Origin of the sequence: Streptococcus suis (genome assembly GCF_046032515.1) — a bacterium.
GTDB classification, from domain to species: domain Bacteria; phylum Bacillota; class Bacilli; order Lactobacillales; family Streptococcaceae; genus Streptococcus; species Streptococcus suis_AL.
Genome location: NZ_JARQPJ010000011.1, coordinates 21,728 through 44,751, shown reverse-complemented (window position 1 = coordinate 44,751; position 23,024 = coordinate 21,728). Strand labels below are relative to the sequence as shown.

The 23,024-nt window shown below is 39.9% G+C and carries 24 protein-coding genes; 20 read left to right on the top strand and 4 right to left on the bottom strand.

All coding sequences use genetic code 11. The features are described from left to right. Positions 1–13 precede the first annotated feature (13 nt). From yihA to lepA, 4 genes are all read left to right on the top strand, one after another. A complete protein-coding gene (yihA, locus tag P7J49_RS06340; RefSeq protein ID WP_408570041.1) occupies positions 14–601 on the top strand; it encodes a ribosome biogenesis GTP-binding protein YihA/YsxC in 588 nt (195 codons plus the stop codon). Positions 602–623: 22 nt separating this feature from the next. Further along, positions 624–1,037, top strand: coding sequence for a nucleoside-diphosphate kinase (gene ndk, locus P7J49_RS06335; RefSeq protein WP_002934976.1), 414 nt, complete (start codon positions 624–626; stop codon positions 1,035–1,037). A 103-nt stretch (positions 1,038–1,140) separates the two neighbouring features. Next, positions 1,141–1,812, top strand: coding sequence for an HIRAN domain-containing protein (locus tag P7J49_RS06330; RefSeq protein ID WP_024378656.1), 672 nt, complete (start codon positions 1,141–1,143; stop codon positions 1,810–1,812). A gap of 291 nt (positions 1,813–2,103) precedes the next feature. Then, the gene (lepA, locus tag P7J49_RS06325) at positions 2,104–3,936 is read left to right on the top strand and encodes a translation elongation factor 4 (protein WP_192369466.1); all 1,833 of its coding nucleotides are present in this window, start codon (positions 2,104–2,106) and stop codon (positions 3,934–3,936) included. Positions 3,937–3,985: 49 nt separating this feature from the next. Here the strand turns inward: lepA and P7J49_RS06320 are convergent, their stop codons facing one another. Further along, entirely contained in the window at positions 3,986–4,168 is a 183-nt protein-coding gene (locus tag P7J49_RS06320; RefSeq protein WP_002934978.1) for a 4-oxalocrotonate tautomerase, read from the bottom strand. Between the two features lie 445 nt (positions 4,169–4,613). Here P7J49_RS06320 and P7J49_RS06315 point away from each other — a divergent pair, with 445 nt between their 5' ends. The 11 genes from P7J49_RS06315 to P7J49_RS06265 all read left to right on the top strand — a co-directional run bounded on the left by P7J49_RS06315 (position 4,614) and on the right by P7J49_RS06265 (position 13,374). Beyond that, on the top strand, positions 4,614–5,189 hold the full coding sequence (locus tag P7J49_RS06315; RefSeq protein WP_105131191.1) for a thymidine kinase: 576 nt from the start codon (positions 4,614–4,616) through the stop codon (positions 5,187–5,189). 392 nt (positions 5,190–5,581) lie between these two features. Then, positions 5,582–6,661: a peptide chain release factor 1 gene (prfA, locus tag P7J49_RS06310; protein WP_172130329.1), complete on the top strand. Its 1,080-nt coding sequence runs from the start codon at positions 5,582–5,584 to the stop codon at positions 6,659–6,661. Then, positions 6,661–7,494 (top strand): peptide chain release factor N(5)-glutamine methyltransferase, encoded by an 834-nt coding sequence (gene prmC / locus P7J49_RS06305; RefSeq protein ID WP_408570038.1) that lies wholly within the window; start codon positions 6,661–6,663, stop codon positions 7,492–7,494. The genes prfA and prmC overlap by 1 nt, the downstream gene beginning before the upstream one ends. After that, on the top strand, positions 7,481–8,089 hold the full coding sequence (locus P7J49_RS06300; RefSeq protein WP_014735866.1) for an L-threonylcarbamoyladenylate synthase: 609 nt from the start codon (positions 7,481–7,483) through the stop codon (positions 8,087–8,089). Before prmC ends, P7J49_RS06300 begins: the two co-directional genes overlap by 14 nt. Beyond that, entirely contained in the window at positions 8,086–8,517 is a 432-nt protein-coding gene (locus P7J49_RS06295) for a GNAT family N-acetyltransferase (RefSeq protein ID WP_408570035.1), read from the top strand. Before P7J49_RS06300 ends, P7J49_RS06295 begins: the two co-directional genes overlap by 4 nt. A 23-nt stretch (positions 8,518–8,540) precedes the next feature. After that, entirely contained in the window at positions 8,541–9,800 is a 1,260-nt protein-coding gene (gene glyA / locus P7J49_RS06290; RefSeq protein ID WP_408570033.1) for a serine hydroxymethyltransferase, read from the top strand. Then, on the top strand, positions 9,800–10,774 hold the full coding sequence (locus P7J49_RS06285; protein WP_408570031.1) for a nucleoid-associated protein: 975 nt from the start codon (positions 9,800–9,802) through the stop codon (positions 10,772–10,774). Before glyA ends, P7J49_RS06285 begins: the two co-directional genes overlap by 1 nt. Next, entirely contained in the window at positions 10,775–11,374 is a 600-nt protein-coding gene (locus tag P7J49_RS06280; protein ID WP_002934990.1) for a lysozyme family protein, read from the top strand. It begins immediately after the preceding gene. A 100-nt stretch (positions 11,375–11,474) separates the two neighbouring features. Then, positions 11,475–12,233 (top strand): SDR family NAD(P)-dependent oxidoreductase, encoded by a 759-nt coding sequence (locus P7J49_RS06275; protein WP_125070398.1) that lies wholly within the window; start codon positions 11,475–11,477, stop codon positions 12,231–12,233. A 16-nt stretch (positions 12,234–12,249) separates the two neighbouring features. Next, positions 12,250–12,999 carry a DUF6287 domain-containing protein gene (locus tag P7J49_RS06270; protein ID WP_408570029.1) on the top strand — a complete coding sequence of 250 codons (750 nt, stop codon included), beginning with the start codon at positions 12,250–12,252 and terminating at the stop codon, positions 12,997–12,999. Between the two features lie 21 nt (positions 13,000–13,020). Further along, on the top strand, positions 13,021–13,374 hold the full coding sequence (locus tag P7J49_RS06265; protein WP_408570027.1) for an HIRAN domain-containing protein: 354 nt from the start codon (positions 13,021–13,023) through the stop codon (positions 13,372–13,374). 20 nt (positions 13,375–13,394) lie between these two features. Here the strand turns inward: P7J49_RS06265 and P7J49_RS06260 are convergent, their stop codons facing one another. Both P7J49_RS06260 and P7J49_RS06255 read right to left on the bottom strand, forming a co-directional pair. Further along, the gene (locus P7J49_RS06260; protein ID WP_408570025.1) at positions 13,395–14,252 is read right to left on the bottom strand and encodes a hypothetical protein; all 858 of its coding nucleotides are present in this window, start codon (positions 14,250–14,252) and stop codon (positions 13,395–13,397) included. A gap of 116 nt (positions 14,253–14,368) precedes the next feature. Then, positions 14,369–15,157, bottom strand: a complete 789-nt coding sequence (locus P7J49_RS06255; protein ID WP_408570023.1) for a hypothetical protein — start codon at positions 15,155–15,157, stop codon at positions 14,369–14,371. A gap of 194 nt (positions 15,158–15,351) precedes the next feature. Between P7J49_RS06255 and P7J49_RS06250 the strand changes: the two genes are divergently transcribed. Both P7J49_RS06250 and mcrC read left to right on the top strand, forming a co-directional pair. After that, a complete protein-coding gene (locus P7J49_RS06250) occupies positions 15,352–17,049 on the top strand; it encodes an AAA family ATPase (protein ID WP_408570021.1) in 1,698 nt (565 codons plus the stop codon). After that, positions 17,046–18,095, top strand: coding sequence for a 5-methylcytosine-specific restriction endonuclease system specificity protein McrC (gene mcrC, locus P7J49_RS06245; RefSeq protein WP_408570019.1), 1,050 nt, complete (start codon positions 17,046–17,048; stop codon positions 18,093–18,095). Before P7J49_RS06250 ends, mcrC begins: the two co-directional genes overlap by 4 nt. 240 nt (positions 18,096–18,335) lie before the next feature. On the opposite strand, the gene guaA is transcribed toward mcrC, so the two are convergent. Next, the gene (gene guaA / locus P7J49_RS06240) at positions 18,336–19,886 is read right to left on the bottom strand and encodes a glutamine-hydrolyzing GMP synthase (RefSeq protein WP_408570017.1); all 1,551 of its coding nucleotides are present in this window, start codon (positions 19,884–19,886) and stop codon (positions 18,336–18,338) included. 275 nt (positions 19,887–20,161) lie between these two features. Here guaA and P7J49_RS06235 point away from each other — a divergent pair, with 275 nt between their 5' ends. The 3 genes from P7J49_RS06235 (at position 20,162) to ffh (ending at position 22,882) form a co-directional block, all read left to right on the top strand. Continuing rightward, complete coding sequence (locus P7J49_RS06235; protein WP_002943214.1) at positions 20,162–20,860, top strand: GntR family transcriptional regulator; 699 nt, start codon at positions 20,162–20,164, stop codon at positions 20,858–20,860. A 102-nt stretch (positions 20,861–20,962) separates the two neighbouring features. After that, positions 20,963–21,295, top strand: coding sequence for a putative DNA-binding protein (locus tag P7J49_RS06230; RefSeq protein ID WP_408570016.1), 333 nt, complete (start codon positions 20,963–20,965; stop codon positions 21,293–21,295). 12 nt (positions 21,296–21,307) lie between these two features. Next, positions 21,308–22,882, top strand: coding sequence for a signal recognition particle protein (gene ffh / locus P7J49_RS06225; protein WP_222311124.1), 1,575 nt, complete (start codon positions 21,308–21,310; stop codon positions 22,880–22,882). The last annotated feature ends 142 nt before the right edge of the window (positions 22,883–23,024 follow it).

The window sequence follows — 23,024 nt, the reverse complement described above, 5'->3', positions numbered from 1 at the left end:
TGAAAGGTATAAAATGGAAATCAACACACATAATGCTGAGATTTTGCTCAGTGCTGTTTCAAAAGCCCAGTATCCGGGCGATGACATTCCAGAAATTGCCCTTGCCGGGCGATCTAACGTTGGAAAGTCTTCATTTATCAATACTCTTCTAGGAAGAAAAAATCTTGCACGTACGTCAGGAAAACCAGGAAAGACTCAACAACTCAATTTTTATAATATAGATGATAAAATTCGATTTGTAGATGTTCCAGGTTATGGCTATGCTAAAGTGTCCAAAACGGAGCGCGCTAAGTGGGGCAAAATGATTGAAGAGTATTTGACGATGCGAGAAAATCTACGTGTTGTGGTGAGTTTAGTAGACATGCGTCATGAGCCATCAGCAGATGATGTTCAAATGTATGATTTCTTGAAATATTATGAAATTCCTGTTATTATTGTGGCAACGAAGGCTGATAAAATCCCACGAGGAAAGTGGAATAAGCACGAATCGATGATTAAAAAGAAATTGGATTTTGATAAAAATGATCAATTCGTTATCTTTTCTTCCGAAACTCGTCACGGATACGATCAGGCATGGGATGCTATCTTAAGTAACATCTAATAAACAGTTCAGGAGAAAAATCATGGAACGTACTTTCTTCATCATCAAACCAGATGCTCTTAAGCGTGGACTTGCAGGACAAATTCTTTCACGTATCGAACGCAGGGGATTTCAAATCCGAGATTTAAAAATGGTTACAGCGACAGAAGAGCTAATCAGTCAACATTATGATCATTTGACAGATAAACCTTTCTTCCCGCAATTAGTACAATATATGACGAGCGGGCCGATGATAGCTGGCATTATAGAAGGGCCAGAAGTTATCAAATCTTGGCGAGATATGATGGGAGCTACCAATCCAGTAAACGCCCTACCTGGGACTATTCGTGGAGATTTTGCGACAGCGCCCGTTGAGGGAATTGTGGCAAATGTCGTTCATGGCTCAGATAGTGCAGAAGCAGCCGAACGCGAGATCGGTCTTTGGCTGGGAAAATAGCAGAGCAGACACCTAGTTTTCTAGGTGTTTTTCTTTGATAAATTGGTGAAAAAACTGATTAGTGGTATAATGAAAAAAAGCAATAATAGAGAGGTTATTTACCATGGGGCAAGGAACAACGATTAGTCTTATCAAAGAAGAAATTATTCAACAGGAAAAGCAAATTGAAGGTATACTTTTGGAGATTGAGAACTTGCGGATTATGAAGAAGCAGTGTAAAAATTGGTTGTTTTTTGCTATAACGATGCTGTTCTTCTCTGTCATTGTATTCAAAGGGATGTTTCTTGTTATTATGGTATTTCTTTGTTTCATGTGTGTAGTAACATCATATTTCCAATCGGATAGATGTGATGGATTGATTAGCCATTATAAAAATGAGATTGATTCTATAGAGGAGGCTATCAATAAAAATAGAGAATTCATTGCTAAGTACAAATATTTTTCGCATTTTTATGTAGCAGGTACGCAATATAGGGAAGATCGTTTTGAGCCAATGAGGGTGTTAAGATGTCTGACGTACGGCGGAGAAACTACAGATGTCAAGTTAGTTCGTGAGCCAGATAATAAGTATGACCCAAATGCAGTTAAAGTACTTGTATGTGGTTATTTTGTTGGCTATATCCCTAAAACTGCTTCTGAGGAAGTTTCCCGACTAATCGATAGAGGGGAAAAGTTGAACTTGTCAGTAGATATGGAAAGACAAGGGAGTTATGCTAAAGGTTATCGTGCTTATTACGAACTGACAATTTACGTTTTAAATGATGAAAAATTGTAATTATTAAATTCATTAAAAATATATCGAGTTTATGTGGGACAAGTAATAAAATCAAATTAACTCTTTGATATATTAACTGGAATTTATATATCGAAAATTAATGGCTCCATACCTTTAATCAAACAATAATTCCTTGTTTCAGTCTTATTTTATGACCGACTAGAACTTACTTTGGGAATTTACTCGTAACAACAACCGTAACAACAACCTATATTTCTAGGTGTTTTTCTTATGGAAAATTATCACTAAATCTGATATAATGAGGAGTAATACCCTTGTAGAGGAAGAAACATGAATTTAGAAGATTTGAAAAAACGACAGGAGAAAATTCGTAATTTCTCCATTATTGCCCACATCGACCATGGTAAATCAACCTTGGCTGACCGTATTCTTGAGAAGACGGAAACAGTTTCCAGCCGTGAAATGCAAGCCCAGTTGCTGGATAGTATGGACTTAGAACGCGAGCGTGGTATCACAATTAAACTCAACGCAATCGAACTCAACTATACAGCTAAAGATGGGGAGACATACATTTTCCACTTGATTGACACACCAGGACACGTGGATTTTACCTATGAGGTATCGCGTTCGTTGGCTGCCTGTGAGGGAGCGATCTTGGTGGTGGACGCTGCTCAAGGGATTGAAGCACAGACCTTGGCTAACGTTTATCTAGCCTTGGACAATGATTTGGAAATCTTGCCAATCATTAACAAGATTGACCTGCCAGCAGCAGACCCAGAACGTGTTCGTCAGGAAATCGAAGATGTGATTGGTTTGGATGCTTCTGAAGCAGTGCCAACATCAGCCAAGGCAGGTATTGGTATCGAGGAAATCTTGGAGCAGATTGTGGAGAAGGTTCCAGCACCGACTGGTGATGTCGAAGCTCCATTGCAAGCCTTGATTTTTGACTCGGTTTACGATCCGTATCGAGGCGTTATCTTGCAAGTTCGTATCGTCAACGGTGTGGTAAAACCTGGCGATACTATTCAGATGATGAGCAATGGCAAGACCTTCGATGTGACGGAAGTGGGGATTTTCACACCAAAAGCAATCGGTCGTGATTACTTGGCGACTGGTGATGTTGGTTACGTTGCAGCCTCTATCAAGACAGTTGCAGATACCCGTGTCGGTGATACGGTGACCTTGGCTGAAAATCCTGCCAGTGAGCCACTAGCGGGCTACAAGCAGATGAACCCAATGGTCTTTGCAGGTATCTATCCGATTGATTCCAATAAGTATAATGACTTGCGTGAAGCCTTGGAAAAACTCCAGCTTAACGATGCCAGCTTGCAGTTTGAACCAGAAACATCGCAGGCACTCGGATTTGGTTTCCGATGTGGATTCTTGGGACTCTTGCACATGGATGTTATCCAAGAACGAATCGAGCGTGAGTTTAACATTGACCTCATCATGACAGCACCGTCGGTAGTCTACCATGTCAACATGACGGACGGTGAAATGATTGATGTAGCCAACCCATCCGAATTCCCAGACCCAACCAAGATTGCCACTATCGAAGAGCCTTACGTTAAGGCACAAATCATGGTACCACAGGAATACGTCGGTGCAGTCATGGAATTGGCCCAACGCAAACGCGGTGACTTTGTGACTATGGATTACATCGATGATAATCGTGTCAATGTTATTTATCAAATTCCACTGGCTGAGATTGTTTTTGACTTTTTTGACAAGCTTAAGTCGTCCACTCGTGGTTATGCCAGCTTTGACTATGAGATTTCGGAATACCGCTCATCCAAGTTGGTGAAAATGGACATTCTCCTCAATGGCGACAAGGTTGATGCCCTCAGCTTTATCGTCCACAAGGAATTTGCCTATGAACGTGGGAAAATTATCGTGGACAAACTCAAGAAAATCATTCCGCGTCAACAGTTTGAAGTACCAATCCAAGCAGCTATCGGTCAGAAAATTGTTGCCCGTAGCGACATCAAGGCTCTTCGGAAGAACGTTTTGGCCAAGTGTTATGGTGGTGACGTTTCCCGTAAACGCAAACTCCTAGAAAAGCAAAAAGCTGGTAAAAAACGGATGAAGGCCATCGGATCTGTCGAAGTCCCTCAGGAAGCCTTCCTCAGCGTTCTCAGCATGGATGAAGACGATAAGAAATAAACTTGATACAAAGAAACACTCCTGCATTTTGTTGCAAGAGTGTTTTCTCTTATTTTCGTTTCATTTCACCTTGTGGATAGTAAGTCCCTTCAGGCATATCATTGATGAAGACATGAATGGCTTCTTTGGGCGCATTAGTATTACGAGATACAACTTCGGTAACTTCACGTGCTAAGGCAATCTTTTGTTCTTCTGTGCGTCCTTCAAACAAATCAATACGTACAAATGGCATATGGTTTCTCCTTTATTTTGCTAGTTTCAGTATAGCATAAATTTCACCTGCTTTCTATAAGTAAATAATTGACATCGCTTACAATTTGTGCTATTCTATACTTACATAGGAGGTAATGACTTATGAACTATGTTTATCGTATGATTTTATCGTTCCTACTCACTGGACTATTTTTGTATCTAGTGATAACTGTTTTTTACCAAACTATATGGGAAGGTCCCTTGTTTCTTGCGTTTTCCTTCTTCAGCTTAATCTATGGATGCGTCATGCTATACAAGTGGAAACCAAAAGCTGCTAAAATTATTTTTGAGTGTGTCGGAAACTTCTTATCATTACCTTGGTCCTAATAACAAACAAGCTCAAATCGGGCTTGTTTTTCTGTTTCCTAAATGGTCAAATTATGATAGAATGGAAGGAGTGAAATTTTAAGATTGGAAAGTGAAAAGTGGCTCAATTATACTATAAATATGGGACGATGAATTCTGGCAAAACCATTGAAATTCTTAAAGTAGCCCATAACTATGAAGAGCAAGGCAAGCCTGTGGTCATTATGACTTCTGCTTTGGACACCCGCGATGCCTTTGGCGTTGTTTCAAGCCGTATTGGTATGCGACGTGAAGCGGTAGCAATTGATGATGAGATGGACATTTTTGGCTACATTCAAAAAATGGAACCACATCCTTATTGTGTTCTAATTGATGAAGCTCAATTCCTTCGTCGCCATCACGTTTATGACTTGGCACGAGTGGTAGATGAATTGGATGTCCCAGTTATGGCTTTTGGTCTAAAAAATGATTTCCGAAATGAGCTCTTTGAAGGCTCCAAACACTTGTTGCTGTTGGCCGATAAGTTGGATGAAATTAAAACAATCTGCCAATATTGTTCCAAAAAAGCCACTATGGTTTTGCGAACTCAAGACGGTAAACCGACTTATGAAGGCGCTCAAATTCAAATCGGTGGAAATGAAACCTACATTCCAGTTTGCCGCAAACATTACTTTTCACCGGAGATTGAACTGTAAACTAAGGTTCTAAATCAAAGACTTTAGGCACGATTTTTGAAAAACTAAAAACGGGCTACGAACTGTGCCTGTTCTAGCTGAGTCCTGTGACAATACGAACAGAACTGAACACGCCCTACAAGCTGTGTCAAAAAGATAATTTCTCCAAGTGTTTGTAACACTTGGTCAAAATTCCTATTTTGACTGTGCTTGCTTAGCGGGCTTTGTATCTTAATGGAACTGAACACGCCCTACAAGCTAACTAGAAGTGTGTTCTTTCCAAATTTTTAGAAAGGAATTGAATACGGGCTACGAACTGTGCAAAAAAGATAGTTTTTCCTAGGACGCTTTCGTCCTTCGTCAAAACTCCTATTTTTGCTTTGTTCGTTTAACGCCCTTAATATCTTAAAATTATGAACATCTACGATCAATTACAGGCGGTGGAAGACCGCTACGAGGAACTTGGTGAATTGTTGTCTGACCCTGACGTAGTCAGCGATACCAAGCGTTTTATGGAGTTGTCTAAGGAAGAAGCTGCAACTCGTGATACAGTAACAACCTACCGCGAATATAAGACTGTACTTCAAAACATTGTCGATGCAGAAGAGATGATTAAAGAATCTTCTGGTGATGCTGACTTGGAGGAAATGGCTAAGGAAGAACTCAAACAAGCTAAGGCTGATAAAGAAGCTTACGAAGAAAAGCTGAAAATCCTTCTTTTACCAAAAGACCCTAACGATGACAAAAACATCATCTTGGAAATCCGTGGTGCCGCAGGTGGTGATGAAGCTGCCCTCTTTGCTGGAGACCTTTTGACCATGTATCAAAAATATGCAGAAGGTCAAGGCTGGCGTTTTGAAGTCATGGAGGCTTCTTATAATGGTGTCGGCGGTATCAAGGAAGTGGTTGCCATGGTCTCTGGTCAATCCGTTTATTCAAAACTCAAGTATGAATCAGGAGCTCACCGTGTCCAACGTGTCCCTGTGACAGAAAGCCAAGGTCGTGTCCACACCTCAACAGCAACCGTTCTTATCATGCCAGAAGTTGAAGAAGTGGAATATGACATTGATCCAAAAGATCTTCGTGTCGATATTTACCACGCATCTGGTGCTGGTGGACAGAACGTCAACAAGGTTGCGACTGCCGTGCGTATCGTTCACTTGCCAACAAACATCAAGGTGGAGATGCAGGAAGAACGGACCCAGCAGAAAAACCGTGAAAAGGCCATGAAGATTATCCGTGCCCGTGTTGCGGATCACTTTGCACAGATTGCCCAAGATGAGCAGGATGCTGAGCGTAAATCAACTATCGGTACAGGTGACCGTTCAGAGCGTATCCGTACCTACAACTTCCCACAAAACCGTGTGACAGACCACCGTATCGGCTTAACCTTGCAAAAGCTGGATACTATCTTGTCAGGTAAGATGGACGAAGTCGTCGATGCCCTTGTCCTCTACGATCAAACGCAAAAACTAGAAGAGCTTAACAAATAATGAATTACGCTCAATTATTTGCAGCATACGAAGAACAATTAGTCGCAATTGGTGAAGAGGCAGAATCCCTGTCCTTCACCTTTCGTGGCTTAAAGGGACTGAACTTTACGGAATTTCTCCTCCTGCTCCGTCAGGAAGTTACACCGACTGACAAAGAAGAGATTGATGCGATTTTTCAGCAACTTTCCCAGCACCGACCTGCCCAGTACATTATCGGCAAGGCTGATTTTCATGGCCTGGAGTTTGCGGTGGATGAGCGAGTCTTGATTCCAAGACCTGAAACGGAAGAGTTGGTTGATTTGATTTTGCAGGAAAATAGCGGAGCAGGTTTGCGTATCTTAGACATCGGTACAGGAAGCGGTGCCATAGCTATTTCCCTTGCAAAAGCTAGACCTGATTGGGAAGTGGTAGCAGTTGATATTTCAAAGGATGCCCTAGCAGTGGCTCAGGAAAATGCAAGAAACAATCAAGTATCTGTCCACTTTCTAGAATCGGATGTCTTGCAAGCAGTGACAGGGCAGTTTGACATCATTGTTTCTAATCCGCCCTATATCTCACCAGATGACACAGATGAAGTTGGACTCAATGTATTGACTTCTGAGCCTCATCTTGCCTTATTTGCGGAAGAAGATGGCATGGCTATTTATAGACAAATTGCAGAGCAAGCAGGGGCATTTTTGAAGGAAAATGGAAAACTCTACTTTGAAATTGGCTACAAGCAAGGGCAAGACCTAACCGACTTACTCGCTCTGCATTTCCCCAAAAAGCGAATTCGAGTCCTCAAAGACCAATTTGGACAGGATAGAAAGGTCATAGCGGATGACAATGGATAAACTCCGAACAATTCTTGAAAATGGTGGTGCTGTTATCCTTCCAACTGAAACAGTCTATGGGCTTTTTGCACAAGCCTTGAATGAAGATGCAGTCAATCGTGTCTATCAGTTGAAACAGCGTCCGAGGGACAAGGCAATGAACTTAAATGTCTCAAATCTGAACGATATTTATTTTTTCAGTCAAAATACACCATTTTTTCTGGAGAAATTGTATAATAGATTTATGCCGGGACCACTAACGATTATCCTGAAAGCGAACGAAAAAGTTCCTTTTTGGGTTAATTCTGGACTGGATACTGTTGGTTTTCGTCTTCCCAATCACGAACAAACCTTACGTTTGATTTCAGAGACTGGCCCACTTATTGGACCGTCCGCCAATATTTCAGGAAACGAAAGTGGCAAGAAGTTTTCGGACATCCAGGCACAATTTTCAGTTGATTTGCCTGGCATTGAGGATGACCAAGCTCTGACAGGCATTGATTCAACGATTTTGGACCTTTCTGGACAGAAAGCGCGGATTTTGCGCCAAGGTGCTATCAGCCGCGAAGAGATTCAGAAAGCCATTCCCGAAATAGAATTTGAGGTAGTTTTATGATTCGTCCCATTGAGAAAAGTGACTTGATAGTCATCCGAGAAATCAATGCTCAATCCTTAGGGTATGATTGTTCATTGGAACAAACTGAGCGACAATTTTTTAGATGCACGAGTACATTGGGGCATATCTTGTTGGTCTATATAGATGACATAAGTGGCGCAGTGCAAGGTTACATTCACACACAAGTCTATGAAAGTCTGTATTCGGATACAGGCCTCAATATTCTCGGACTAGCTGTTTTGCCTGGTCATCAAGGACAAGGGATTGGAGCAAGCCTGCTGAAAGCCGTTGAGCAAATTGCACAGAAAGAGGGCTACCATTTTATTCGCCTCAATTCTGCTGAAAGTCGTCTCCAAGCCCATCTTTTCTACGAAAAGAATGGCTATCACTCCGATAAAATGCAGAAGCGTTTTATCAAGCACATTTAGCCCAATACAAAGGAGTACCGTATATGATTTTTGACAAAGTTAACTACAAAGAATTTGATAAAGAAGTTTGGGAAGCTATCCAAGCTGAAGAAAAACGCCAACAAAATAATATCGAATTGATTGCGTCTGAAAACGTTGTTTCTAAAGCTGTTATGGCAGCTCAAGGTTCTATTTTGACCAATAAATACGCAGAAGGTTACCCAGGTCGTCGTTACTATGGCGGTACGGAATGCGTTGATGTAGTTGAAAGTTTAGCTATTGAACGTGCTAAAGAAATATTCGGTGCGAAATTTGCTAACGTTCAGGCACATTCAGGAAGCCAGGCCAATTGTGCTGCCTACATGGCCTTGATTGAGCCAGGAGACACTGTTATGGGGATGGACTTAGCTGCAGGTGGTCACTTAACTCACGGTGCATCAGTTAGCTTCTCGGGACAAACTTACAACTTTGTAGCTTACAATGTTGACGAAGAAACTGGCTTGCTTGATTACGATGCAATTTTAAAACAAGCAAAAGAAGTACAGCCAAAATTGATTGTAGCAGGTGCTTCAGCCTATGCCCGTACAATTGACTTTGCTAAATTCCGCGAAATTGCAGATGCAGTGGGTGCCAAACTGATGGTGGATATGGCTCATATTGCTGGTCTTGTAGCAGCAGGTCTTCATCCGAACCCAGTGCCACATGCCCATATTACAACAACTACGACTCATAAAACTCTTCGTGGGCCACGTGGTGGTTTGATTTTGACCAATGATGAAGAGCTCATCAAGAAAATCAACTCAGCCATCTTTCCAGGCATCCAAGGTGGTCCATTAGAGCATGTCATTGCTGCAAAAGCCGTATCTTTCAAAGAAGTTTTGGACCCAGCTTTCAAAGACTATGCTCAGAAAGTGATTGAGAACAGCAAGGCCATGGCCGAAGTCTTCCTTGCAAACCCTAACTTTAAAGTCATCACAGGAGGAACAGACAACCATCTCTTCCTCGTTGACGTGACCAAAGTTGTTGAAAATGGTAAAGTTGCTCAGCATCTCTTGGATGAAGTAAATATTACTCTCAATAAAAACTCAATTCCTTACGAAAAACTCTCACCATTCAAAACGAGCGGTATCCGTATTGGCTCTGCGGCCATTACTGCTCGCGGTTTTGGAGTAGAGGAAGCTCGCAAGGTTGCACAACTAACTATCAAAGCACTTGAAAATGCAGAAAATGAAAAAGCTCTTGGGGAAGTCCGTCAAGAAGTGCGTGCTTTGACAGATCAATTCCCACTTTACGAAGGTTTATAATGGATATATTTGTAAAAAAAGCCATCATACATCAATTTAGTCCTGATGATACAGAGCTGGTCCTTTCCGACCAGCTTTTGACTGTTAGCCCAAAAATAGAAGAATATTTGCGTAAAAAGATTGAACGTGTCTTTTCTGATGAAGCAAAAACAGGACAATTTAACCCCGACAATCCTTTTCTTGACTATTTAGATGGTGACCTACTGACCAACTCTGTCGAGATTGCTAATCTATGGAAAGAAGAATTTTCAATTTCTGAGAATTTAAAAACCAATGACCTCATTTTCATAGAGTTTGAACGAAATGGTGTTGAACATTTTGCCTTTTTGAGAATCTCACTGCGTGAAAATCTCGCCCACGTTGGTCTGGAAAGCGGAAGTCCTTTAAAAATCACCCAGAATAATTTACCTGGAGCAGGTTCAGCACCTGATGAAGCCTTGATTGTCAATCTTCAAACGCGGAAGTATCATTTGATTGAGAAAAGAATCAAACACAATGGAGCCTTCCTCAATTATTTCTCAGATAATCTTCTGCAAGTTACACCAGCTATTTCTGCAAAAAAATCAATCAAAGCAGTAGAGCAAACTGCACAGAAGATTGCTGACAATTTCCATCAAGGCGATTTTCAATTTCAATCGAAAGTCAAGTCAGCTATTTTCAACAATTTGGAAGAAGATAATGAGCTTTCACCTGAAAAATTGGCTGATCAGTTATTCGATAATAACCTGACCGCTCGTTTAAATTTCGTCGATCAACTGAAAGAGGTCATACCTGATAAGATTTCCTTCGATGAAATTGATAGTAGCCGTCAACTTAAGAAATTTGAAAATCAGAAGCTATCTTTATCAAACGGAATTGAGTTGATTGTGCCAAATGCAATCTATGAGGATGCAGAATCGGTTGAGTTTATTCAAAATGACAACGGAACCTATTCTATTCTTATCAAAAATATTGAAGACATAAAGAGCAAGTAAATGAAAAAACTGATACGTACGCTGATACTTCTTTTACTGATTTTTCTCGGTTACAAATTCTATCAAACCTACAGTGCAGTCAAGCAAGTGATGACCTATCAAACTATGGTACAAGAAGTATTGGCTGAAAACGACACACCAGCTAATGAAGAACTAGTCCTAGCAATGATTTACACAGAAACCAAGGGACAAGAAGCAGATGTCATGCAATCAAGTGAGTCCGCTACTGGCTATGCTAACACTATCACGGATAGTAGAGAGAGTATCAGGCAAGGAATTATCTACCTAACAGAAAACCTACGGTTGGCTGAGGAAAAAGGAGTAGAGGTTTGGACAGCAGTTCAGGCATATAATTTCGGTCCAGCCTACATCGACTATATTGCTGAGCATGGTGGAGAACATACACTCTCTTTAGCTAAAGAATACTCCAGAACAGTAGTAGCACCAAGCTTAGGGAATACTACAGAAGAAACATATACCTATTTTCACCCCTTGGCTTTGCTAAATGGTGGGAAGTTATATGTAAATGGTGGAAATATCTACTATGCTAGACAGGTTCGTTTTAATATGCACCTGATGCGCCTCATTAATTTATTTTAATACCTATCAAACTCATCGGAAATCTGATGAGTTTTTAACTACAGCATTTTTACAAACTAGGTAAAATTGTAGTATAATAAAGAGAATAGGAGACAGAGTGATGAAACGAAATGTATTGATTACAGGTGCAAGTAGTGGTATTGGCAAAGCAATCGCTTATGTGTTTGCTGCTAATGGTGATAATATCATCATTACAGGACGAAGATTGAACAAACTAGAAGAAATTAAGCAAGATATTGAAAAGCAATACCATGTTCAGGTATCCGTTCATTCATTTGATATTACGAATATGGAACAAACAATTGTAAATTGTCAAAAAATCTTAGAAGAAGTTGGACAAATTCATATTTTGGTAAACAATGCTGGCCTGGCATTGGGATTGGACAAATTCCAAGACTATGATTTGACTGACATGATGACAATGATTGACACCAATATTAAAGGATTACTAACTGTGACACGTCAGTTATTGCCACAAATGGTTGAAAACAATGAGGGTCATATTATCAATATTGGCTCAACGGCCGGTATTTACGCCTATGCAGGAGCTGCTGTCTATGCTGCAACCAAATCAGCTGTCAAGGTGCTTTCAGACGGGATCCGTATTGACACGATTGATAAAAATATCAAGGTAACTACGTTACAACCCGGTATCGTTGAGACTGATTTTAGCCAAGTCCGTTTTCATGGAGATAAAGAGAGAGCAGCGACAGTCTATCAAGGAATTGATGCTCTTCAAGCAAATGATATTGCCAGCTGTACTCTATTTGTTGCAAATCAACCTGCACACGTGCAGATTTCTGATATGACCATTATGGCAACCAAACAGGCAACTGGCTTTACTATTCATAGAGATTAGAGGGGAGATAGCTAGAATGAAAAGAAAATATTTAGCACTCGCTCTTGGCTTGCTCACTATCATGTCGCTTTCTGCCTGTCAAACTGAAAAGAAGGGCAGTTCCGCAAGTACCTCAACTGCTGATACCCAGGTTTCTAATGCCAATACAAGCACGTCGTCAACAAGCCAACGTGAGATTTCTCTTAGTTCTATGGATATAGATGCTCTAATGCAAGGCAATTACGATAGTATACTAGGCACCTGGCAAAATAGCCAAGGAAATTCACTAGTCTTCAATAGCAAAGGATTAGTAGCAGATAGCCAATCCTTACTTGGCCGCGGAAAAATAACTGACGGAATTTTTGAAACAGGCTATGTAGACGCAATGATTGGCGATGTGACACTATTAATGATTCCCAAAGGAACACAAGCAAATACAACTGAGACAGACACTACTGACTCTACGCGCGATAGAATGATTGTAATAAGCCAAGAAACAACAGCAGACGTGGTAGATGTCTATTATCGCTTAACCAATTCAGCCACTAGCGGTATAGACCCATTAAAAAATACTGAAACGGGCGTCCAGTTGGATAGTGGACCAAAAACGATTGATTATGCTAACTCAATTTTAGGCGAAAACAATTGGCGCGTCATTGAAGGTAACTACACGCGCACCGAATCTATTCCTTATAATATTTTGGAAGGCGATGATAATGCCCGTTACACTATTTACCAAAACGGCGTCATTATCAATGCAGATTATCAAATTGTTTATCAACCATAATGATTCTCTAGGAGGTTAGACATGACATTCACATCATTTGAACCAACACGCAATGTTCAAGATTTTCATTTGGCAGCCTTTGCCTACTATGATGGACTAGATGTAATCGACCAACTCAAGCCAGGAACACCTGTTCAGCTAGTCGGAGAGCCTTCAAACCCACATAACTCAGAAGCTGTAGCAATCTTTTATCAGGACACAAAGTTAGGATATATCCCATCGGATAAAAACTCACTAATCAGTCGCTTAATCTATTTTGGACACGGCGATATTCTAGAGGCACGTATTCAGATGTCCAATACAGAAAATCATCCTGATCGCCAGTTTCGAGTCGTTGTAAAACTAAAAGATAATCGTAAAAATGATAGTCGGTAATTTACCAACCTACCCATTTTCTACTTAACACGGAGCTGTGCTCTCTGTTTTTGTTCTTCAATAATACTTAAAAAGGCTGCAAACTCCCTATCCAGGCGATGTTGGTAGGCCTTATTTTTTATTGTGAGATCTTCCAGGAACACTGGATAGGTTCCTTTTTTATACAATTCTCCTTGAAAGAAGAAGCGGTCCGATAATTTATCAACTGAAACAAGAGAAGAACGCCAGCGGCTTTTACGAGAGTGAGAAGGTTTCCAAGATATTTTTAATTGCTTCTCATAAAAGTACCAGCCCATAATATAGATTTTAGTAATCTGATTTCGTTTTCTGTCTTGGTAGAAACAAGGAACTGCATAAACATTTCCATGCTTTGTTTGCAAAAAAGGATGAAAATCTTTTATCTTTTCGTATTCTTTCTTTGGAATAAGGGTTAATTGATTATCCTTAATAACCTTCTTTTCATCAATAGTATATGAATAACGGTAGGGGTCATAAATGGTTGATTGTCCACGCGCTCTATAACGCTCTGCCATTTCCTTAAAAATAGGTAGACGTCCATAACCATCCATCAGACTAGATAGACTAAGTCCTCGTCGATTATTATTTTTCTTCACACCAAGAATCTGGCAGGTAGGCCAATAATTGATAGGAACGGCTCCTAATCCGACCAGAAGACCGGCGCTGTCAAAATGACTGGCAAAGCGTACCTCACGAGTGTGACCAGTCTCATTTTTCAAATCAACAAATACAGGTTGCTTGTCCTGTTCAAAAACAATTATATAATTTCCAGAAGACTCCGTATTTTCTCTAATTGGAACGGTGTAGAAGTGGTGAAAATTTGGTAATTCTAGTAACTTTCCAAGTGTTGATGTTTTCATAACACAAGTATAACAAAAAATATTTTTCAAATCCACAAAAATGTTTAACTTGTTAAACAAAATATAAAGAAGCTGGGAAAGACATCCATGACGACTTTCCCACTCCCACCGTTTATTCAAGGATAGGTGATGATTGTCTTATCTACCGAATCTTCTAAAGCCTGGCGCGATTCTTCTGATAAACGCAAATCTGCAAGGGTTTGTTCTGAAAAATAGTAGGGATTTAGACTATCTACAAATGCAGAAATTGAAATGACAGCTTTCTCCAATATCAGAGATTTTTCAGTGTAAGCAAAGGGAATAGCAGACCAATCATCACTCTCAAACATTTCTAAAATATCTTTTTGAACTTGAATTTCAGCCTCATTTTTAGCTGAAACTAGGATTGTTTTTAGTGTAGCACGAAAACTTTCCTTGTCTTGCACCAAGTCTTCCAAGGTCAGCAAGCTTTCATCTGCCTTCTCATAAAATATATCTAATTCCGTCTCTGACGAAGTAGTCACATGGAGCCAGTCAGCCTTGATACTGGTTTTCATTACTGCATAGGCAGAAGTATTTTCAAAGGGACTGCTGCGCGTTTGAGGATAGAGAACAATCCACTCTTTCTGGAATAGATTGTCAGGTTTAGCTATTTTCAGTTCCTCCTCAGAAGCTGTACCAATCCGCTGGCTGATAGCAGTAGTGTCATCTTGCTGAAGGAATCCAATGATACGCGGATTTTGCGGACCACCAATGGCATCAATTTTTGTTCCCAGATCATTAATAATGCGTATGTTCAAGGCATGCCACTGCTCATTTAATAGTCTATTTTGCTCTTTTCCGAGCCAGTAGATTCCGATACAAGATAGACCAGTGGCAATAAGCAAGACAAGTAACAGCACTTTCGAGTATTTCAGCACAGCCATCACACCTTTCTAAAACGTTTTCATCCATATATTATCATATAAAAATATAAAAAGCAACTATTTTATGGTACCACATTAAACGGTTACACAAGTATATAAATTCTAAGTTTACGACAGGAATGTTTAATGATAAAATATAGGTAATTCGAACTCATAATTTAATAGGTGTAGATACAACACCGTTGGAGGATACTATGGATGAACAATATCAATTCAATTGGGTAAACTTTTATAAGGAATTTGCTTGGAAATTAGTAGACTATAAAGATAATAGAGCAGAGCTGGTTGAGAAAGTAAAAGCTATCTATACCAAAACAAAGATACATATGCCCACGTTAGAAAAGGACAATCAACTGATGGATATTGATCCTTTTACGATATTTGGACTCTTCAATAAGAGAATAACAGAAGAGAATCGCATCAAAATTCTGACAGCTATAGCAGAATTATTCCACCTCCAAGCGGAAATCCCATCCTCGTTTGAAAGCATACCAGTACTGATGAATCAGAATGCGACTTTCTATTACTTTATCGGAGATCGTGATGAGAATGATATTGATGACTTATGGGAACTTTTCATTGCTGCTTTGACCTATAGCAAGGAGCCTACGGCTGAGAAGAAAGAAAAATTTTCACACTATTTTGATTTGGCTATAAACAAGAAAGGAAATGGCAACAGCAAGATTACGATGGCCTTGTATTGGATTGCTCCTGACTTTTTCTTGAACTTAGATAGTCAAAATGAAACGTATGTGTATGAGTCTGGCGAGATTCCTGCTGACATTGTCCAAAAATTGCCAAAGATGAAGTCAAAAATTTCTGCCGATGAGTATTTTGATATTTCAGATTCTATACTTCAATATTTAAAGAGTGCAGAGAGCAAACTGAAAGATTTTAAAGAATTATCATCTATGGCTTGGAAATACTCTAAACAGATCAATCAAGAAGAGAAAGAAAGAAGTGCTGGAGCAATTTCTCCACTGGCTGAGGAAGCTGATACTGGAAACGAGATAGGTGGTGAAGAGGTAGTAGAAGATAGCTATACGAAAAATCACTTCCTATCAGAAGTCTATATGACAGAAGAAGAGTATGATCAATTAACCTCCATACTCCAAATGAAAAAGAATATCATCTTACAAGGAGCGCCAGGAGTTGGAAAGACGTTTGTTGCAGAACGCCTAGCATTTTCATTAATGGGTAAACCAGATTTAGAAAGGGTCATGACAATTCAGTTTCACCAAAGCTATTCCTACGAGGACTTCATCATGGGCTTTAGACCTTCGACAAGTGGCTTTGAGCTGAGAAGAGGGGCATTCTATACTTTCTGCAAAAAAGCAGAGTCTGACAAGAATCATGATTATTTCTTTATTATTGATGAAATAAACAGGGGAAATTTGAGCAAAATTTTTGGTGAATTGTTTATGCTGATAGAAAATGACAAACGAGGCAAGTCTTTGCAGCTCCTCTACTCGGATGAGCAATTCTCAATTCCAGAAAATCTATATATCATCGGCATGATGAATACCGCAGATAGGAGTTTAGCCCTACTTGATTATGCACTGAGACGTCGCTTTGCCTTCTTTGACATTAAGCCAGGTTTTTCAACTGCGGGATTCAAATATTATCAAACAAATCTGAAAAACGAAAAATTCGACAGACTCATTTCCTGTGTAGAAAAGCTAAATCAGGCCATTTCAACAGAGGAAGTACTGGGAGATAGCTTCTGTATTGGGCATAGTTACTTCTGCGGTTTATCGGCAGAAGTACTGGACCAAGGTTTGCTAGAAGCCATTGTTGAATATGAACTGATTCCCCTCTTGAAAGAATATTGGTTTGATGAACCGACAAAAATTCATGATTGGAGTAGTAAGTTAAGGAGTGCCATCCAGTGATACCTGTCCAAAATATCTACTATATGCTATCTTACGCATTCAAAATCCTTCATAAGCAGGAATATAAACGGATCGCTACTGAAGAATTTAAAAATGCTGCAGATCTACTGGCTGAAATAATGATCATTAGCCTCTCGATACAGGTGAAAAGAGGACTTGGTCGAGAGTATCGTTCTCAAACCGAGTCACTCTCGGCACTTAAAGGTAAAATACATATCGCTGAATCTTTAACACCTCCGAATTGGCGTAGAAAGCAACTTGTTTGCCAATACGATGATTTTTCTCTTGACAGCACAATGAATCGCATTATCAAAGCAAGCATTGAGATACTGCTAAAAGCTGATATAAGCAGGGACAGGAAAAAGAAATTGAGAAAACTCTTAGTTTTCTTTGGAGAAGTCTCAAAAATTAATCTACACTCAATCAATTGGAATTTACAATATAATCGAAACAATCAATCGTATCAATTACTAATGTCAATCTGCTATTTGATAGTGAATGGATTAATTCATACAGAGAGGGAGGGGGATAAGAAATTGATGAATTTTCTTGATGAGCGGAGGGAATCCTTGCTATATGAGAAGTTCATTCTTGGATATTATAAAAAGCATTATCCCCAAATACAGGTTACCGCCTCTCAGATACCTTGGGCACTAGATGATGGTTTTGGAGAAATGCTCCCCATCATGCAGAGTGATATTTACCTCAAATATAAAGATACTATATTGATTATTGATGCTAAATATTATTCTAGTAACACACAGATTCGCTTTGATAAGCGCACACTCCATTCAAATAATCTATACCAGATTTTTACCTATGTGAAAAATCAGGCTTATCGCCTGTCAGATTCAAACGATACAGTAGCAGGAATGCTTCTATATGCTAAAACCGATATAGATATTCAACCTAATCAGGTCTACCAAATGCATGGAAACCAGATTAGTGTCAAAAATTTGGACTTAAACCTGCAGTTTGCAAGTATTGCTGAACAACTGGATGACATCATTACATCACATTTTGTATCCCCTCCAAAACGGTACTAGTTAGAGCTTAACAAAAAAACAATCAAAGTAGTAGCGCTAAACTACTCTTTGATTGTTTTTTTATAAGACTCTTTCCTATTTTGGAGCGTCTGGTTAATTGATTTCCCAGATCAGCGACGCTTTTTTATTTTTAGGTGTCGGGTAAAACAGTCTATCCCCAGACAACGATGCTCTTTCGTTTTTAGGCATCGGGTAAATTAGTCTGATTGAATTGCTGATAGAGCCTATCCCCAGGCTCTATCACTCCCACTCAACTGTTGCTGGTGGTTTACTTGTTATATCATAGACGATGCGGTTGACGTGGTCGACTTCGTTTACGATACGGACAGAGATTTTTTGAAGAACATCCCATGGTAGTTTGGCAAAGTCAGCTGTCATTCCATCGACAGAAGTGATAGCACGGATGGCGATGGTGTAGTCGTAGGTACGACCATCTCCCATGACACCTACGGAGCGAACGCCAGTATTAACCGTGAAATATTGCCACACATCGCGGTCAAGACCTGCTTTTGCAATTTCCTCACGCAAGATAGCGTCAGATTCGCGAACAGTTTGAAGTTTTTCCTCAGTGATTTCACCCATGACACGAATGGCAAGGCCTGGTCCTGGGAATGGTTGGCGCCATACAACTTCATCCGGCATACCAAGAGCAGTACCGAGGGCACGAACTTCATCCTTAAAGAGAGTATTGAGCGGTTCAATCAACTTGAACTGCATATCTTCTGGCAGACCACCAACGTTGTGGTGAGATTTGATTGTCTCAGCAGTATCCGTTCCTGACTCGATAATATCGGTATAAAGCGTTCCTTGCGCTAGGAATTCAACATCAGTCAACTTGCTCGCTTCATCGTCAAATACGTAAACAAATTCATTACCGATGATTTTACGTTTCTTCTCAGGGTCAGATACGCCAGCAAGTAGGTCTAAGAAACGCTTAGCAGCATCGACGCGAATAATATTGAGGCCAAATTTACCGCCCAACATTTCCATAACCTGATCGCCTTCATTCTTACGAAGAAGACCGTGGTCAACGAAGATACAGGTCAATTGGTCACCGATAGCACGTTGAAGAAGGACCCCAACAACAGATGAATCTACACCGCCTGACAAACCGAGCAAGACTTTCTTGTCCCCAACAGTCTGGCGGATTTTTTCAATTTCTGTTTCGATGAAGTTTTCCATTGTCCAGTCGCCTTTGGCTCCACAGATACCAAACGCAAAGTTTTTCAAAATATCGTTTCCATATACGGAATGACGAACTTCTGGGTGGAACTGGATACCGTAGATACGGCGTTCCGTGTTTTCAATGGCAGCGTAAGGGCAGTCAGCAGACAGACCAACCAGGTGGAAATCAGCAGGAATTTTAGTTACTGCATCACCGTGGCTCATGAGAACAAGCTGTTCTTCTGGTGTTCCAGCAAAAAGCGCTGATTCAGCTTTCAATTGCAAGTTTGATTGACCATATTCACGATTTCCAGCCTCACCAGCAGGAACAACCTTACCTCCCAATTTATGGGTAATTAACTGCATACCATAGCAAATCCCCAAGATTGGAATACCCAATTCAAAGATTTCTGGGTCGATATCAAAGGCATTTTCAGCGTAGACAGAGTTTGGACCACCAGAGAGAACGATACCAATCGGATTGATGGCACGAACTTCTTCAGCAGTAATCTTGTGATTTTTCAATTCAGAAAAGACACCAAACTCACGAATGCGGCGTGAGATGAGCTGATTGTACTGGCTACCATAATCCAATACAATAATTTTTTGGACATCTTGTTTTGTCATGTTTTTCCCTTTCGTTTTGAAAAAAATTCAAATACTAGTAGTTAGTTTAACATAAAAGCGAACATTTTCCAAATTTTATTTGTTAAATATCTGTTTTGCAAACTATGAGTGATAATAAAAATGTTAGTGTTCGTATTTTTATTGTTTTTACTCACTTTATTTTAGGTAATCTGACTTCATTGTTTGCCTAGGAGAATTTTACCAATAGAGTGTGGCCTGAATTAGCCAAACGCCTTTATTTTTGGTAAACTAGAAAGAAGAGAAAGGCTAGATAAATGAAAGCAGCATATATCACAATTCACGATAAAATTAAGGAACAAATCGATAACGGAATCTGGAAAATTGGTCAACGTTTACCAAGTGAACGCGATTTAGCAGATGAATTTGGTGTTTCTCGTATGACGCTCCGTCAAGGAATCACACTTTTAGTGGAAGAAGGTATTCTACAACGCAAGATTGGTTCCGGTACTTATGTCGCCAGTACACGGGTTCAAGAAAAGATGCGAGGCACGACTTCCTTTACTGAATTAGTACAACTCCAAGGAAAGACGCCAAGCAGCAAATTATTGTCCTATACACGAACCAAACCTAATGAAAAAGAAGTTGAACAGTTAGGTTTATCCCGTGGCGAGTATGTTATTCGAATGGAGCGGGTCCGCTATGCAGATAATGTTCCAGTCGTGTATGAGGTTGCCAGCATTCCTGAACGCTTGATAAAAAATGTCCCCAAAGAAGATGTTACCAACCATTTCTTTAAAACACTTATGGACAATGGTTATCGAATTGGAACTAGCAAACAAACCATTTTTGCGCGTTTAGCCAATGAAAAAGTGGCTCAATATTTACAAATTTCTAAAAACCAGGCTATTCTCGCACTAAAACAGGTATCTTATCTCGAAGATGGTCAAGCATTTGAATTTGTAAATAGTCAGTATGTTGGGGAACGTTTCGAATTCTATTTAGAAAACAATTAACATAAAAATAATTATGTAAAACATTTTTAAAATCCGTAATCTTTCTAGTGATGACGGATTTTCTTATTTATAAAATATGGAATTTTTGATATAATAAAGTTTATGGAAATTGAAAAAACCAACCGAATGAATGCCTTATTTGAATTCTATGCAGCCTTGCTAACAGACAAGCAAATGAACTACATCGAGCTCTATTATGCCGATGATTACAGTTTGGCTGAGATTGCTGAAGAATTTCAAGTCAGCCGTCAGGCGGTCTATGATAACATTAAACGAACAGAAAAATTACTGGAAGACTACGAGATGAAACTACATATGTATTCTGACTATATAGTGCGTAGCCAGATTTTCGATGAAATGCTGAATAAGTATCCAGAAGATGCTTATTTGAAGGAGAAAATCGCTATTCTAACCAGTATTGATAATAGAGAATAAGAGGAGAAGTATATGGCTTTTGAAAGCTTAACAGAACGTTTACAGAATGTTTTTAAAAACCTACGTCGTAAGGGGAAAATTTCTGAGAGTGATATCCAGGAGGCAACCAAGGAAATCCGTCTAGCCTTACTAGAAGCCGACGTTGCTCTTCCAGTTGTAAAAGATTTCATCAAAAAAGTACGTGAACGTGCTATCGGTCATGAAGTCATTGACACTCTGAACCCTGCTCAACAAATCATCAAAATCGTTGATGAAGAATTGACGGCTGTATTAGGTTCTGAAACTTCAGAAATTATCAAATCACCAAAAATTCCAACTATCATTATGATGGCTGGATTGCAGGGGGCTGGTAAAACGACCTTCACAGGTAAGTTGGCTAATAAACTCAAGCAGGAAGAGAATGCTCGTCCACTCTTGATTGCTGCCGATATTTACCGTCCAGCTGCCATTGACCAGTTGAAAACCCTTGGTCAACAAATTGATGTACCTGTATTCGAGTTGGGCAATCAAGTCCCTGCTCTGGAGATTGTACGCCAAGGTTTAGAACAAGCCAAAGCCAATCACAATGACTATGTCTTGATCGATACAGCAGGTCGTTTGCAGATTGACCAAGCCCTCATGGCCGAATTGAGAGAAATCAAAGAGTTTGCTCAGCCAAACGAAATCCTCTTGGTCGTTGATGCTATGATTGGTCAGGAAGCTGCCAACGTTGCGCGTGAGTTCAATGATCAGCTGGCTATTACTGGTGTGATTTTGACCAAGATTGACGGCGATACACGTGGTGGTGCAGCCTTGTCTGTCCGTCACATTACTGGTCAGCCAATCAAATTCACCGGTACTGGTGAAAAAATCACAGATATTGAAACCTTCCACCCAGACCGTATGTCCTCGCGTATTTTGGGCATGGGTGACATGCTGACCTTGATTGAAAAAGCCAGCAAAGAATATGATGAGAAGAAATCACTAGAACTCGCTGAAAAAATGCGTGAGAATACCTTTGATTTCAACGATTTCATTGATCAGCTAGACCAAGTTCAAAATATGGGACCAATGGAAGACCTGCTGAAGATGATTCCAGGTATGGCTGGTAACCCAGCCCTTGCCAACTTAAAGGTTGACGAGCGTGAAATTGCAAGAAAACGAGCTATCGTATCTTCTATGACACCAGCCGAACGAGAAAATCCTGATTTGTTGACACCGAGCCGTCGTCGTCGTATTGCTAACGGTTCTGGAAATAGCTTTGTCGAAGTCAATAAATTTATCAAGGATTTCAACCAAGCGAAAACCATGATGCAGGGTGTCATGTCAGGCGACATGAACAAAATGATGAAACAAATGGGAATCAACCCAAATAATCTCCCTAAAAACATGCCAAACATGAACGGTATGGATATGTCTGCTCTTGAAGATATGTTGGGCGGTGCAGGAATGCCTGATATGAGCCAACTGATGGGAGGAGCTGGTATGCCAGACATGTCCCAAATGTTTGGAGGCGGTTTGAAAGGTAGAATCGGCGAGTTTGCTATGAAACAAGCCATGAAACGCCAAGCCAATAAAATCAAGAAAGCCAAAAAGAAGAGAAAATAATCTCTTCTTTTTTACTTTTTATTCGAAGAAGGAAGAAGTAAGATACAGCAATATAAAATAGAAGTAGCAAAGCAGGAAAAATGATTTTTGAACTCCAACATTTTCCATTATAATGGAAATATTCGAAAATGTCCTTTTTAAT